Origin of the sequence: Actinoallomurus spadix (genome assembly GCF_024055725.1) — a bacterium.
GTDB classification, from domain to species: Bacteria; Actinomycetota; Actinomycetes; order Streptosporangiales; family Streptosporangiaceae; genus Actinoallomurus; species Actinoallomurus spadix.
The window spans coordinates 168,403-182,571 of the sequence record NZ_JAMXMX010000003.1; the positions used below are offsets into that span (position 1 = coordinate 168,403).

Sequence of the window (14,169 nt, forward strand, 5' to 3'; positions counted from 1 at the left end):
GTACGGCCCACTCCACGACCTGGCCGGGGCTCGCGTCGCGGTCCATCAGGTGGGTGAAGACATAGGGGGCGTTCCGGGCCAGGCCCCGGGCACGGTGGTGGGCCATTCCGTCCGGCCGCCGGTAGGCGCGGATGACACGCGGATACCCGGTGCGGGTGGGTGCAACGATGACCTCGCACAACTCCTGACGCAGGCCCAGGACTCATGAGCCTGCCGATGGTCATGTCCTCATGACGTGGCTCGGGGACTTGAGTACTTGTGCTCATGCGGCCGGGCGCGGGCGGGCCGACGATCGGCGTATGAACACCACGGTCAAATCGAGCACCACGACGGCGTTCCTGGTCCAGGCGGCCGTCTCGTTCGGGCTCTCGTTGGCGGCCTGCGTGATCGGCATCGCCTACCTGCCGGTCGGCGGCTGGATCAGGGCGTTCCTGGGCCTGGCGTTCCTGTACGCGGTGACCTCCACCTTCACGCTCGCCAAGTGCGTACGGGACCGGCAGGAGACGGCGACGCTCACCGGTCGCGTCGACCAGGCCCGGCTGGACAAGCTGCTGGCCGAGCACGACCCGTTCAAGGTCGAGGCCTGACGGTCCGGGCGGGGGGTTCCCGGCCCGGTTCCGCGCCGTTCTCGTACGGCCAGATGGTCGGTCTCTTCGGCGACAGGCCGGTGCACTCCTCCGCGAACGCCAGCAGGTCGGCGGTGCCGAATTCCTCGGTCCACGTGTGTCCCAGGCCGAAGCGTTCGTAGCGCACCATGTCGCGGAGCGGCCCCGCGGCGATGACCGCGGCGTACAGGTCCGGTCGCTGTACGGCGGCGGCGGTGACGAGCAGCCCGTCGCCGCCGCGTACGCAGGCGACCGCGTAGGCGCCGCCGGCGCCGACCCAGGCGGCCGCCATGGGGAAGAACCAGGGGCGTATCGGCGAGGACACATCGTCGACGAGCGACGCCCACGACTCCCGTGCGCTCCATCCGGCGCGGACGAACGCCCTCCTCCGCCGCGTCGGCCGCCTGACATGAGCGGAGGTACTGCGGTCCTCAGCCCGCAGTACCTCGCCTCGCTCAGCTAGGACTCGCCTCGAAGGATGTCCTGCTGCCGGCCTCGGACGCCCCCGGAACGGGGCGCCGGACCGGTGGAGCTGTAGGGCAGGTAACGGCTCATACCAGCCTCTCGAGTCCCTCCGGAATCGCCCAGAATAAGCGTTTTCCTGCTGAACCCCTTCTCTCCCCCGGCGATCGATAAACGAGCCGATGTGAGCACCGCCCCACGGGACGTCGGCAGGAGGTAAAACTCCCGCAAGTCGGTAGTGCACTCGGGAAGGTCACGCGCAGGTCGACGTCGCCCGGCGGCAGATTCTCAGGAGCTGGGATAGGTACGTCTCAACCGGGAGACCATCGTGGTGTAAAGGTTCGCCATCCGGTGCGGTCATCGCGAACAGCGCGGAACGACGTCCCATCCGCTGCGGTCCAACAGTCGGCGGCGTCCGAGCACGGACGCAGAGTCTGGAACGACGGGAGAGCACGCCGATGGCCGCAGAAGCACTCTTCGGGTTCGCAGGGGTCGTGCTGGGATCCTTCACGACCTCCGTCCTGACCATCTACAAGGACAGACTGGCGGCCCGCCATGAGACGGCCGCCCGTGACCGGCAGCACGAGCGCGATCGTGTCACTGCCCGCAACACCTTTCAGCGCGAGAGCATCCTGGCTCTGCAGGCGGCGGTCTCGGACCTCCTCAAGGCCGCGTACGAGGAACTCGACCGGGTCATCGCCGAGTCCCGGCGTTCGGGGATCTGGCCCGCCCGCCAGTGGGAGACGCCCACGGCGACGGGATGGTCGGAGGCCCTGCTACGGCTGGAGGCGTTGCGCGCCCGCGTGTTCGACGACGAGTTGCGCAGCCTGGCCGGAGAGATCCGCGAAACCGCCGGCGACGCGGTGTGGGCGAAGGACCTGGACGCCGCGAAGACGTTCAGCCGGCGCCTCGAACCACTGCAGAGACGGTTCAACGAGGCGGTCACCACGATCATCCCGTCGCTGTACTGAGGGCTCGGAATCGGTTGAACGCGTGCCGGAGATGTCAGGATGGTGGCATGAACGCCAAGGGACATGAGATCGAGGTCACGACCGGCTCCGAGCAGGTGGTGGTGCGGATCAAGGACACGGTGGTCGCGTCCTCCTCGCGGCCGGTGGTGCTCACCGAGACCGGCTGCCCCGTGCGGTACTACCTGCCGCCGGAGGACGTGAAGATGGACCTGCTCCGCTCGTCGACGACCACGTCGCACTGCCCGTTCAAGGGCGACGCCGTCTACTGGTCGGTGCAGACGGAGGACGGCACCGTCGAGGACGCCGTGTGGTCCTACCCGGAGCCGTTCGCGCGGGTCGAGCGCATCGCCGGCCTGCTCGCCTTCTGGACCGAGAAGCCCGGCGTCACCCTGGAGCTGAACGGCCGGCCCGCGTAACCGCCGGCCACCGACCGCACCGACGGCCAAAGAATCTTCAAAAAAGTCGCGGAGGGATGTCGATTCGGGGCCGGGCCGTTCGACGCGTCGGTGTAAGCGCGAAGACGAACCCCTCAAGGAGCACTCCATGACCGCCTCGACCGGCACTTCCGCAGCGGCCTCCACCGTCGTCTCGGCGGACGGCACACCGATCGCGTTCACCCGGATCGGCGCGGGACCCGCCGTGATCCTGGTCGACGGCGCGCTGTGCCACCGCGGGTTCGGCCCGATGCGGAAGCTCGCCGAAGAGCTGAAGAGCGACTTCACCGTCTACACCTACGACCGGCGCGGTCGTGGCGAGAGCGGTGACGCCCCCTCGTACGATCCTGCCCGTGAGGTCGAGGACCTGGCGGCGCTGATCGAGGAGGCCGGGGGTTCCGCGCACGTGTGCGGCCTTTCTTCCGGCGCGGCCCTCGCCCTGGAGGCCGCCCGCAGCGGCCTGCCGATCGACCGGCTCGCCCTGTACGAGGCCCCGTTCATCGTGGACGACAGCAGGACGCCCGCCCCGGACGACTACCTGCCCGGGCTGGAGCGGGCCATCGCCGCAGGCAGGCCCGGTGACGCGGTCCGGCGCTTCATGCGCCTCGTGGGGATGCCGGCGGTCATGGTGTCCATGATGCGCTTCATGCCGGGCTGGTCGAAGCTGAAGAAGGTCGCTCACACGCTGCCCTACGACGGCGTGCTCGTGAACGAGTTTCAGCAGGGCAGGCCGCTGCCCGCGGACCGGTGGGCGTCGGTGACCGTGCCGACGGCCGTGATCGACGGCGGCAAGAGCCCGGCCTGGATGCGCAACGCCAACGCGGCCCTCGCCGCCGCGGTCCCCGGTTCGGCCTACCGGACCCTGCCGGGCCAGACCCACATGGTGAAGGCCGCCGTCCTGGCCCCCGCGCTGGTCGAGCACTTCACCGCGTGACCGCCGGAGCGCGGTCCGCGTGGGGCCTGAATCGCCGGAGCTCGCCGCCGGCGTTGCCGGGACGGATCCGGCGATTCAGGCGTTCGGCCGACGCCACCGGCGGCGAAGAGTCAACAGCGGCGAGCGGTCAGCCGTCGGCCAGGACGGCCTGAATCTCCAGGCCGATGTCGATCTCGTCGCCGAGGACCACGCGGTCTCCCTGGAGGGGGACGTTGAACCGAATGCCGAACTCCGAGCGCAGGATGCGCGTCGAAGCCGTGAAGCCGGCGCGAAAGCCCTGGCCGCTGCTGCGACTGCTCTTACGCCACTCGGCGACCTCGACGCATGCGCCGCCTTGACCGCTGCTGCGGCTGCTCTTACGCCACTCAACCTCGCTGCTCATCATTCTCCGATCAGGTCAGCGATCATCCGGACGGAGTCATCGGGCGGAAGCGCACACGCACGCAGAAGGTCAAAAGCGATGCGACAGTTCGCGACCTCCTCCGGGAGCCCCGGTGATGTGCCCGCCGCCGAGGGCTTCAGCGTAAACGAGCTTGCTCTCGTCGGGGAGGGTGAAGAGGATCATCATTCCGTTGGTTCCCGGGTGTGCGCCGACCGCGAACGGCAGCACTTGGAGCACGATGTGCGGAGACCGTGAGGCGTGCACCAGCCGGGTGAGCTGGTCGCGCATCACCGCGGCTCCGCCGACCGGGCGACGGAGCACGGCCTCGTCGAGAACGACCCACAGGAACGGCGGATCGTTGCGCGTGAGGATCTCCTGGCGGCTCATCCGGGCAGCGACGTGCTTCTCGATCTCCTCGTCAGTGTCGCGGGGCCGTCCCGCGCGGAGTTGGGCGCGGGCGTAGTCCTCGGTCTGGAGGAGGCCGGGCACGGCCTGCGGCTCGTACTCCAGCATCTCGGTGGCCTCGGACTCGACCTCGACGAAGGGGCGGAACCACTCCAGGTAGGAGTGCTTGATGATGCGCTTCCAGAGCCGCGCGAGGGAGCCGTTGGTGCCCAGGACCTGGTCGCAGGCCCTGATGAACTCGATGCGGGGCGCGCGCCTGCCGGTCTCGACCATGGCGACCATGGACGGGGACATGTGGATCGCGCGGCCCAGACCCTCCTGGGTGAGGCCCGCCTGTTCGCGGTGGAACCGCAGCTCGTCGCCCCAGTAGGCGAGCGCCGTGAGGCCGGAGACGGTGGCCGTGGCCGGCTTGCCGGAAGTCTTCGATGTCACTGGAGGGCTCCTCACCTCACGGTCGCTTCACCGGCATCCCGGTTGCCTACCGAGCGTAAGTATGCAACGACAGACTGTGCGCCATGACGAAGATTTCCACATTCACCGACCTTCAGCAGGAGGTCGCGGAACTCGCCGCCGAGGAGGCGCCCCGGCGGTTCGCGCTCTGCTGGATCGACGCCGAGGCGGACGACGGAGGTGTCCTGTGCTGGGGCCTGCAGCTCCGCCGCGGCGGCGCCCTGGTCCACCGGGACGGCGGAGGCTGGTCCGGGCGGTTCGAGAGCGCCGAAGTGGCCCGGCGCATGTTCTCCCGCATCCGTACGGTCACGCTCGTCTGGCTCGACGGGCCCGGCCCTGCCCTCTGATCACCAGCCGTTCTCACACAGACTGCCGCTCCGCCGCGAGGTCTCGCAGCGAAGCAAAGATCGCTCAGGCACTTTGTGCGAACGGGCTCACGGGACGGCGCGCGGCCTCGTCTCACCTGCGTTCCTATACGCGGCGGGCGGTGACGATCCCGGAGATCAGGACCGCACACCCCAGCCAGGCGATCAGGAAGACCTTCGGATCCGCGTTATCGTCCGCCGACTGCAGGGCACCGACGACGAGGGCGAGTACGGCGAGACCGCCGGCCGCCTTGCCTTCGGGCGGGATCGCCCTCCCCGAGGCGCGCCAGCGCTCGTTGAGCCCGGGGTGGAGGTTGCGCACGGCGAGGTCGGCGGCCATAAGACCGAAGAGAAGGAGCGCCACAGCGACGGCGAGGTGGTTCATGGGGTTGACGCCCGGTGGTTCGCGCGTCTCTTGGACTTGCCCGTGCGCCGCTATCGAGGTCCGCCGTCCGTGCCAGACCCGGACCGTGACGCGGTCGCCTAATCTGAGCTGGGACAGCACGGGCTTCGCGCCGTAGAACGTGAGCCGGCCCGCGACGGCAGGCGGTCCGGCGAGGACGATCTCGTAGCGACGGCCCTTCCCGCTGTCCTTGATCCGCCTCTGAGCGACCTGTGCCTCCAGGACCTGGACGCAGTCGGCGCGCGGGGCGGCGGGATTCGCGCAGACAGGGGCGTGCTGGTAGGCGCGGAGGTTACCCCGGGAATCGGGGTAGGTGATCAAGAGGACGGCGCTCCCGGCGGCCATCAGGAGCAACGAGATGATCGCCCAGTTCCGGCCGACGCGGCGGGCTCCGAGTCCTGTGTGCTTCGAGCCGGCCCTGGTGCGCATGATCGCCTCCGTCCGTGACGGCCACGCGCCGGATCTCCGCGCCGGGCGCGTCGCCACACCGGTTGGACGCACACCGGCCGCAGGCCGTTGCCTGGAACGCAGGCCCGATCGGTGGCGCCCCTGAGCGGTTCGCCGGTCTGGCTCGACGGTCCGAGAGCGGACCTTGCCGCCGACGTTGTCCGGCGAACCTGGCGATCCGGACACCGGACCGGCGACGCCGACGGCAGGGTGTCAACAGTGACGGCCGAGTCGAGGCGAGCGCCGGGCGGCCTCGCTGCCCGCGGTTCCCGTTGGGCGGGGACTCCTCGGCGGGCCGTCCGCAACCCGGCTGCGCGGGGAATGTTCGGGAGGGGCGTGGCACTCACGCGGACCGCGGGCCTCAGGGACTGGGGCGCGCGCCGGTCGGGTCGGTGACGGACGTGAGGGCGCAGAAGCTCCGGAGGGGCGGCGCTTCGGCACGGAGCTCGGGCCAGGCCGCCCCCGGCAGTCGTGGCCGGTCGGCTCGTGGCGTTCTGTGCCGTCTACCGAGGCGAGGGGAATTCTCGCCTCGGTAGACGGCGCTGAGGGCGAGGCGGCACCGAAGGTGTCGTTCTGCTCCGGCATCGGAATCCCGTCCCCGGCCTTGGCACACTGCGGCCGGTCGGCCAGCCATGACTTGAACAGGTACAACTTCGCTTCGATCAGCGTCGGCCAGTGGGAGGCGTAGGCGAGGAACACAGACTGCAGGACTAGGCAGTCACCGACAGATGCCGATGCCCAGAACGATGATTTTAGGCATAGATGCCGTACCAGAAACAGCTAATCTAGGCATACCACTGCCATTGCCCATATGCAAGGATGTATCAGCCGTTATCAACCGATTCAGGTTGACGGTCGTATCGAAGGGACGAAGATGGGCCTCAAGGCAAGGACGAAGGCTGTGCTAGGTCTCACCGTGGCGGGCGTCGCCGCGTCGGTGCTGATCCCCGCGACGGCACAGGCGTCGGACCAAAACCAAACTATTTGCAACCATAGCGACGTCTCTCAAATGTACATTTTCCAGCCGTGGGATGGGTATCAGGGCATCGGCTCGCCCGTCATCGGCCCGAATGAGTGCTGGACCGCCTGGGTGCGCGACCTCCCTCGGCCGGTAGATCTCTATAAGCAGATCAACGGGCAGATGCAGTTCTATGGCACCACGGAAGCCGGTGGTGTGGAATTCGGTGTAGTCTGAGCCTTGTAGGCGCATAACGCTGGAACGTCTTTCGCGTGTCGAGCCGTCTGTGCCGCGTGGCCCTATGGTGCGGTGGCCGGGGTCGCCGGGGCGTCGCTTCCCCGTGAGGAGCGCAGGCGGTCGGCACGGGATTCGAGGTAGCGCTGTTCGGCGAGGCCGGCGGCGGCTCGCCGATAATCCCCGTTATGCCCCCGGCCGTGTCACCGGTCCTCTCCAGCAGGTGCGCCCGGACGGACAGCAGCCGGTGGTGGCCGGCGATCCGTTCGTCAGCGTTCAACGTGAACAGCAGGGTCGGCCCGGCGTGGGGGCCCTCGGTCTCGGCGAGCGCGATCGCCCGGTTGAGGGTGACCATCGGTTCGAGGCGATCCGCTCCAGGATCAGGTAGAGGGCGTGCACCTGCGCCCATCGGTCTCCTCTGCGGTGGCCGCGTCGGCGTGCGTGGCGGCGATGGCGGCCTGCAGCCGGTACGGCCCCAGCGCCGGGCCGGCCAGCGACGCACGTACCGAACGAGCCACCGGCGGTCTTGATGCGCTGCTTGGCCCGGCTGATCCGGACCGCCGTCGTGCCCTCCGGCACCAGGAACGCGCGGGCGATCTCGGCGGTGGTCAGGCCGCCGACCGCCCGCAGGGTCAGGGCGGTCTGAGAGGCCGCGGTCAGCGTCGGATCGCAGCAGAGGAACAGCAGGACGAGTGTGTCGTCGGTGCCCGGTACGTCTTCGGGCACCGCCTCGGTGGCCGTCGCCGGCTTCCGCTCGCGGCGCGCGTGATCGCTGCGGTTCTGGTGATGAGCCGCCGGGATACCTCGACGCCCAGACCCTTGATCGCGGCGGCGTCGTCGCGGCGGTCGTCTTCGCCGGGTCGGCCGTGCTGATCCTGAACCATGCGCCCGGCCACCGGACCGCCCCGGCGGCGCTCCCCGAGTACGAGGCGACGCGGGCATGAACGCGCATGGGGCACGCCCGGGAACGGGCGTGCCCCTGAGGCGGTCGGTCAGACGAGCGGGCGGGCGGTCGGCGGGATCGGGGCCGGGAGGGCCGAGTGGCCCGTCAGCCACTTGTCCACCGCCGCGGCCGCGGAGCGGCCCTCGGCGATGGCCCAGACGATCAGCGACTGGCCGCGGCCCATGTCACCGGCGACGAACACACCGTCGACGGAGGTGGCGTACGCGGTGTCGCGGACGACGTTGCCGCGCTGGTCCAGCTCGACGCCGAGCTGCTCCAGCAGACCCTCGCGCTGCGGGCCGAGGAAGCCCATCGCCAGGGTGACGAGCTCGGCCGGAATCTCCCGCTCGGTGCCCTCGATGGGCGCGAAGCCGGTCTCCGGGCCGCGTACGTCGACGAGGCGCAGGGCCCGGACGCGGCCGTTCTCGTCGCCGAGGAACTCCAGCGTGTTGACGGCGTACGCGCGCTCACCGCCGAGGTCGACCAGCTCCTCGTGGGCCGACTCGACCTTGAAGAGCATCGGGTACGTCGGCCACGGCTGGCTGCCGGGCCGGGTCTCCGGCGGACGCGGCATGATCTCCAGCTGGGTGATCGACGCCGCGCCCTGGCGGACGGCGGTGCCGATGCAGTCCGCACCGGTGTCGCCGCCGCCGATGACCACGACGTGCTTGCCCTTGGCGGAGATCGGCGAGTCGGCGATGTCACCCTCCTGGACCTTGTTGGCCAGGGGGAGGTACTCCATCGCCTGGTGGATGCCGTCGAGCTCGCGGCCGGGCACCTTCAGGTCGCGCCAGGCGGTGGCGCCGCCGGCGAGGACGACGGCGTCGTACGAGGCGCGCAGTTCCTCGGCGGTGACGTCCGCGCCGATGTTCACCGAGCAGCGGAACTCGGTGCCCTCGGCGCGCATCTGGGCCAGGCGGCGGTCCAGGTGCGCCTTCTCCATCTTGAACTCGGGGATGCCATAGCGCAGCAGCCCGCCGGGGCGGTCGGCCCGCTCGTACACGACGACGTCGTGGCCGGCGCGGGTGAGCTGCTGGGCGGCGGCGAGGCCGGCGGGGCCGGAGCCGACGACCGCGACCTTCTTGCCGGTCCGGACGGCCGGGGGCTGCGGCGTGACCCAGCCCTCGGCGAACGCCCGGTCGATGATCTCGACCTCGACCCGCTTGATGGTCACCGGGTCGGAGTTGATGCCCAGGACGCAGGCGGACTCGCACGGCGCCGGGCACAGCCGCCCGGTGAACTCCGGGAAGTTGTTCGTGGCGTGCAGCCGCTCGATGGCGTTACGCCACTCGTCCCGGTGGACGAGGTCGTTCCACTCGGGGATGAGGTTCCCCAGCGGGCAGCCGTTGTGGCAGAACGGGATCCCGCAGTCCATGCAGCGGGACGCCTGCTTCTCCAGGGCGGGCTTGGGGAAGTCCTCGTACACCTCGCGCCAGTCGCGGATCCGAACGTCGACCGGGCGACGCTTCGGGAGCTCCCGCGGATGGGTCATGAAGCCCTTCGGGTCAGCCATGTCTCCCCCTTCACCCGTTGCTGGCCATGACGGCCTGGTCGGCGTCGCGTCCTTCGGCCTCCGCGGCGGCGCGGGCGGTCAGGACCCTCTTGTAGTCGCGCGGCATGACCTTGCTGAACCGGCCGGCCGCGGTGTCCCAGTCGGCGAGCAGCGCGGCGGCCACCGTCGATCCGGTCTCGGTGTGGTGGCGTTCGACGACGTCCCGCAGGTAGGCGAGGTCGTCGGCGTCGAGCGGGTCGAGGTCGACCATCTCGGTGTTGAGGCGTTCGGCCCGCAGGTCCAGGACGTACGCGATGCCGCCGGACATGCCGGCCGCGAAGTTGCGGCCGGTCGGGCCGAGGATGACGACCCGGCCGCCGGTCATGTACTCGCAGCCGTGGTCGCCGACGCCCTCGACGACGGCGGTGGCGCCGGAGTTGCGGACGCAGAACCGCTCGCCGACGACGCCGCGGACGAACGCCTCACCGGACGTCGCGCCGTACAGCATGACGTTGCCGGCGATGATCTGCTCCTCCGCCTTGAACGGCGCGTCGGCGGGCGGGCGCACGGTGAGGCGGCCGCCGGACAGGCCCTTGCCGACGTAGTCGTTGGCGTCGCCGATGAGCCGCAGGGTGATCCCGCGCGGCACGAACGCGCCGAACGAGTTGCCCGCCGAGCCGGTGAAGGTGACGTCGATCGTGTTGTCGGGCAGGCCCTCGCCGCCCCACTTCTTGGTCACCTCGTGGCCGAGCATCGTGCCGACGGTGCGGTTGACGTTGCGGATCGGCAGCTCGAGCGTCACCTGGTCGCCGTAGGCGATGGCGCCTTCGGCGAGCTGGATCAGCGTGTTGTCCAGGGCCTTCTCCAGGCCGTGGTCCTGCGTGGTGACGCGGCGCAGCGCCGCGCCGTCGGGCAGGTCCGGCCGGTGCAGGATCGGGCGCAGGTCCAGGCCGGCGGCCTTCCAGTGGTCGACGGCCTCGGCGGTGTCGAGCAGGCCGACCTGCCCGATCGCCTCGTCCAGGGACCGGAAGCCGAGCGCGGCGAGGTACTCGCGGACCTCCTCGGCGATGAACTCGAAGAAGTTGACCACGAACTCGGGCTTGCCGCTGAACCGCTTGCGCAGCTCCGGGTTCTGCGTCGCGACGCCGACCGGGCAGGTGTCGAGGTGGCAGACGCGCATCATCACGCAGCCGGAGACGACCAGCGGCGCGGTGGCGAAGCCGTACTCCTCGGCGCCGAGCAGCGCGGCGATGACCACGTCGCGGCCGGTCTTCATCTGCCCGTCGGTCTGCACGACGATGCGGTCGCGCAGGCCGTTGAGCAGCAGCGTCTGCTGGGTCTCGGCGAGGCCGAGCTCCCAGGGCGCGCCGGCGTGCTTGATCGAGGTGAGCGGCGAGGCGCCCGTACCGCCGTCGTGCCCGGAGATGAGCACCACGTCGGCGTGCGCCTTGGACACGCCCGCCGCGACCGTGCCGACGCCGACCTCGGCGACGAGCTTGACGTGCACGCGCGCCGCGGGGTTGGCGTTCTTCAGGTCGTGGATGAGCTGGGCGAGGTCCTCGATCGAGTAGATGTCGTGGTGCGGCGGCGGGGAGATGAGCCCGACGCCGGGCGTGGAGTGCCGGGTCTTGGCGATCCACGGGTACACCTTGTGGCCGGGCAGCTGGCCGCCCTCGCCGGGCTTGGCGCCCTGCGCCATCTTGATCTGCAGGTCGTCGGCGTTGGTGAGGTACTCGGAGGTCACGCCGAACCGGCCGGAGGCCACCTGCTTGATGGCCGAGCGGCGCAGGTCGCCGTTGGCGTCGGGCGTGAACCGCTCGGGGTCCTCGCCGCCCTCACCGGTGTTGGACTTGGCGCCGAGGCGGTTCATCGCGATGGCGAGGGTCTCGTGGGCCTCCGCGGAGATCGAGCCGTACGACATCGCGCCCGTGGAGAACCGCTTGACGATCTCCGAGACGGACTCGACCTCCTCGATCGGCACCGGCGGGCGTACGCCCTCGCGCAGCTTGAACAGACCGCGCAGGGTCATCAGCCGCGCCGCCTGGTCGTCGACGAGCCGCGTGTACTCCTTGAAGATCTCGTAGCGGCGGCTGCGGGTGGCGTGCTGCAGCTTGAAGACCGTCTCGGGGTTGAACAGGTGCGGCTCGCCCTCGCGGCGCCACTGGTACTCCCCGCCGACCTCGAGGGTGCGGTGGGCCAGCTCGTTGCCGCCGGGCGGGAACGCCCGGCGGTGGCGCTGCGCGACCTCCTCGGCGAGGACGTCGAAGCCGACGCCGCCGAGGCGGGAGGTCGTGCCGGCGAAGCACTCGGCGAGGACCTCTTCGCCGAGGCCGACGGCCTCGAAGATCTGCGCGCCGGTGTAGGAGGCGACCGTGGACACGCCCATCTTGGACATGACCTTCAGGACGCCCTTGCCGTACGCCTTGACGAGGTTGCGGACGGCCTTGGCCGGCTCGACCTCCAGGACGCCGGTGGCGACCAGGTCCTCGACGGTCTCGATGGCGAGGTACGGGTTGACGGCGGAGGCGCCGTACCCGATGAGCAGCGCCATGTGGTGGCACTCGCGGGCGTCGGCGGCCTCGACGACCAGGCCGACCCGCGTGCGGCTCTTCTCCCGGATCAGGTGGTGGTGCACCGCGCCGGTGAGCAGCAGCGACGGGATCGGCGCCCGGTCGGCGGTCGCGCCGCGGTCGGACAGGACGAGGAGGCGGGCGCCGTCGCGGATCGCGGCCGAGACCTCGGCGCAGATCTCCTCCAGGCGGTGCCGGAGCGCCTCGCCGCCGCCGGTCACGTCGTACAGGCCGGAGACGACGTACGGCTGGAAGTCCGGCCGGTCGCCCTCGTCGTTGATGTGGATGATCTTGGCCAGTTCCTCGTTGTCGAGGATCGGCGTGGGCAGCACGAGCCGGCGGCAGGACTCCGGGCCGGGCTCGAGCAGGTTGCCCTCCGGGCCGAGCGTCGACTGCAGGCTCGTGACCAGCTCTTCGCGGATGGCGTCCAGCGGCGGGTTCGTGACCTGCGCGAACAGCTGCTTGAAGTAGTCGAACAGCTGCCGCGGGCGGTCCGACAGCGCGGCCAGCGGCGTGTCGGTGCCCATGGACCCGATCGGCTCGGCGCCGTTCTTCGCCATCGGCGCCAGGATGATCTTCAGTTCCTCGTTGGTGTAGCCGAAGACCTGCTGGCGCTTGACGAGGGTCTCGTGCGAGGGCAGGTCACCCTCGTGCAGCTCCTCGACGACGCGCAGCTCGCGCTCGGGCAGCTCCTCGAAGCGCACGAGACCGTCGCGGAGCCACTCGGCGTACGGGTGCTCGCGGGCGAGCTCGGCCTTGATCTCGTCGTCCTCGACGATGCGGCCCTGCGCCGTGTCGACGAGGAAGATCTTGCCGGGCTGCAGGCGGCCCTTGCGGACGACCTTGGACTGCTCGATGTCGAGTACGCCGGCCTCGCTGGCCAGCACGACGAAGCCGTCCTCGGTGACCCAGAAGCGCCCGGGGCGCAGGCCGTTGCGGTCCAGGACCGCGCCGACGACGGTGCCGTCGGTGAAGGTGACGCTGGCCGGGCCGTCCCAGGCCTCCATCAGCGTGGAGTGGAACTCGTAGAACGCCCGCCGCTCGGGGTCCATCTCGGCGTGGTTCTCCCACGCCTCGGGGATCATCATCAGCACCGAGTGCGGCAGCGACCGGCCGCCGAGGTGGAGCAGCTCCAGGCACTCGTCGAAGGAGGCCGTGTCGCTGGCCTCGATGTCGATCACCGGGAAGATCCGGGACAGGTCGCCCGGCAGCAGGTCGGACTTGAGCAGCGCCTCGCGGGCGCGCATCCAGTTCCGGTTGCCCTTGACGGTGTTGATCTCGCCGTTGTGCGCGACGAAGCGGTACGGGTGGGCCAGCTCCCACGCCGGGAACGTGTTGGTGGAGAACCGCGAGTGCACCAGCGCGATCGCGCTGTCGTAGCGCCGGTCGGACAGGTCCGGGAAGAACGGCTCCAGCTGCGGGGTGGTCAGCATCCCCTTGTAGACGATCGTGCGGCTGGACAGGCTGGGGAAGTACACCCCGGTGTCCTGCTCCATGCGCTCGCGGGCGCAGAACACGATCCGGTCCAGCTCCAGCTCCCGCGCTCCGTCGCGGGCGCCGAGGAACAGCTGGGCGAAGTGCGGCATGACCGCGCGCGCCGTCGGCCCGGTGAACTCCGGGTCGTACGGGAGCTCGCGCCAGCCGAGGACGGTCAGGCCCTCCTCGTCGGCGATCCGCTCGATGATCGCGACGGCCTCGGCCCGCTCCGCCTCGCCGGCGGGCAGGAACGCGATGCCGGCGGCGTACGCGCCGGGCTCGGGCAGCGTGAAGCCGACGACCTCACGGAAGAGGGCGTCGGGCAGCTGGGTGAGAATGCCGGCGCCGTCGCCGTCGTCCGGCTCGGCGCCCTTGGCGCCGCGGTGATCCAGGTTACGCAGGACGGTCAAGGCCTTGACGATGATGTCGTGGCTCTTACGACCATTGAGGTCGGCGACCATGCCGACGCCGCAGGCGTCGTGTTCACCGGCGGGGTCGTACAGACCTTGACGCTCAGGGCGTCCCCGGCCCGGAATCATGGCAGCAGGCACCATCAACCCTCCCGTCGTCTCGTTAGCTCCTCATCAGTGCAGTCCGGGACGACGTTGGCCCACTGCGGTGACTAGAGATTACAACAC

At 70.2% G+C, this 14,169-nt stretch carries 13 protein-coding genes; 6 read left to right on the forward strand and 7 right to left on the reverse strand.

All coding sequences use genetic code 11. The features are described 5' to 3' along the window. The first annotated feature begins 299 nt into the window (after positions 1 to 299). Complete coding sequence (locus NE235_RS04915) at positions 300 to 587, forward strand: YiaA/YiaB family inner membrane protein (RefSeq protein ID WP_252799726.1); 288 nt, start codon at positions 300 to 302, stop codon at positions 585 to 587. Here NE235_RS04915 and NE235_RS38575 read toward each other — a convergent pair. After that, positions 571 to 930, reverse strand: a complete 360-nt coding sequence (locus NE235_RS38575) for a hypothetical protein (RefSeq protein WP_406567538.1) — start codon at positions 928 to 930, stop codon at positions 571 to 573. The genes NE235_RS04915 and NE235_RS38575 overlap by 17 nt on opposite strands. A 595-nt stretch (positions 931 to 1,525) precedes the next feature. Here NE235_RS38575 and NE235_RS04925 point away from each other — a divergent pair. The 3 genes from NE235_RS04925 (at position 1,526) to NE235_RS04935 (ending at position 3,406) form a co-directional block, all read left to right on the forward strand. Further along, the gene (locus NE235_RS04925) at positions 1,526 to 2,038 is read left to right on the forward strand and encodes a hypothetical protein (RefSeq protein ID WP_252799727.1); all 513 of its coding nucleotides are present in this window, start codon (positions 1,526 to 1,528) and stop codon (positions 2,036 to 2,038) included. Positions 2,039 to 2,085: 47 nt separating this feature from the next. Further along, a complete protein-coding gene (locus NE235_RS04930; protein ID WP_252799728.1) occupies positions 2,086 to 2,454 on the forward strand; it encodes a DUF427 domain-containing protein in 369 nt (122 codons plus the stop codon). A gap of 127 nt (positions 2,455 to 2,581) precedes the next feature. Next, positions 2,582 to 3,406, forward strand: a complete 825-nt coding sequence (locus NE235_RS04935; protein WP_252799729.1) for an alpha/beta fold hydrolase — start codon at positions 2,582 to 2,584, stop codon at positions 3,404 to 3,406. 127 nt (positions 3,407 to 3,533) lie between these two features. On the opposite strand, the gene NE235_RS04940 is transcribed toward NE235_RS04935, so the two are convergent. Continuing rightward, a complete protein-coding gene (locus tag NE235_RS04940; RefSeq protein ID WP_252799730.1) occupies positions 3,534 to 3,791 on the reverse strand; it encodes a DUF397 domain-containing protein in 258 nt (85 codons plus the stop codon). Positions 3,792 to 3,857: 66 nt separating this feature from the next. Beyond that, the gene (locus NE235_RS04945; protein WP_252799731.1) at positions 3,858 to 4,625 is read right to left on the reverse strand and encodes a helix-turn-helix domain-containing protein; all 768 of its coding nucleotides are present in this window, start codon (positions 4,623 to 4,625) and stop codon (positions 3,858 to 3,860) included. Positions 4,626 to 4,708: 83 nt separating this feature from the next. Here NE235_RS04945 and NE235_RS04950 point away from each other — a divergent pair, with 83 nt between their 5' ends. After that, on the forward strand, positions 4,709 to 4,990 hold the full coding sequence (locus tag NE235_RS04950) for a hypothetical protein (RefSeq protein ID WP_252799732.1): 282 nt from the start codon (positions 4,709 to 4,711) through the stop codon (positions 4,988 to 4,990). Positions 4,991 to 5,114: 124 nt separating this feature from the next. Here NE235_RS04950 and NE235_RS04955 read toward each other — a convergent pair whose 3' ends face one another. Continuing rightward, positions 5,115 to 5,840, reverse strand: coding sequence for a hypothetical protein (locus NE235_RS04955; protein ID WP_252799733.1), 726 nt, complete (start codon positions 5,838 to 5,840; stop codon positions 5,115 to 5,117). Between the two features lie 829 nt (positions 5,841 to 6,669). On the opposite strand from NE235_RS04955, the gene NE235_RS04960 reads away from it, so the two are divergent. Next, positions 6,670 to 7,053 (forward strand): hypothetical protein, encoded by a 384-nt coding sequence (locus NE235_RS04960; RefSeq protein WP_252799734.1) that lies wholly within the window; start codon positions 6,670 to 6,672, stop codon positions 7,051 to 7,053. Positions 7,054 to 7,326: 273 nt separating this feature from the next. Here NE235_RS04960 and NE235_RS04965 read toward each other — a convergent pair whose 3' ends face one another. Genes NE235_RS04965 through gltB form a run of 3 tightly spaced genes read right to left on the reverse strand, consistent with a single transcriptional unit; the run spans position 7,327 to position 14,085 of the window. Then, the gene (locus NE235_RS04965; protein WP_252799735.1) at positions 7,327 to 7,992 is read right to left on the reverse strand and encodes a sigma factor-like helix-turn-helix DNA-binding protein; all 666 of its coding nucleotides are present in this window, start codon (positions 7,990 to 7,992) and stop codon (positions 7,327 to 7,329) included. Positions 7,993 to 8,042: 50 nt separating this feature from the next. Beyond that, positions 8,043 to 9,506, reverse strand: coding sequence for a glutamate synthase subunit beta (locus tag NE235_RS04970; protein WP_252799736.1), 1,464 nt, complete (start codon positions 9,504 to 9,506; stop codon positions 8,043 to 8,045). A 10-nt stretch (positions 9,507 to 9,516) separates the two neighbouring features. After that, positions 9,517 to 14,085 (reverse strand): glutamate synthase large subunit, encoded by a 4,569-nt coding sequence (gene gltB / locus NE235_RS04975; RefSeq protein WP_252799737.1) that lies wholly within the window; start codon positions 14,083 to 14,085, stop codon positions 9,517 to 9,519. Positions 14,086 to 14,169 lie beyond the last annotated feature (84 nt).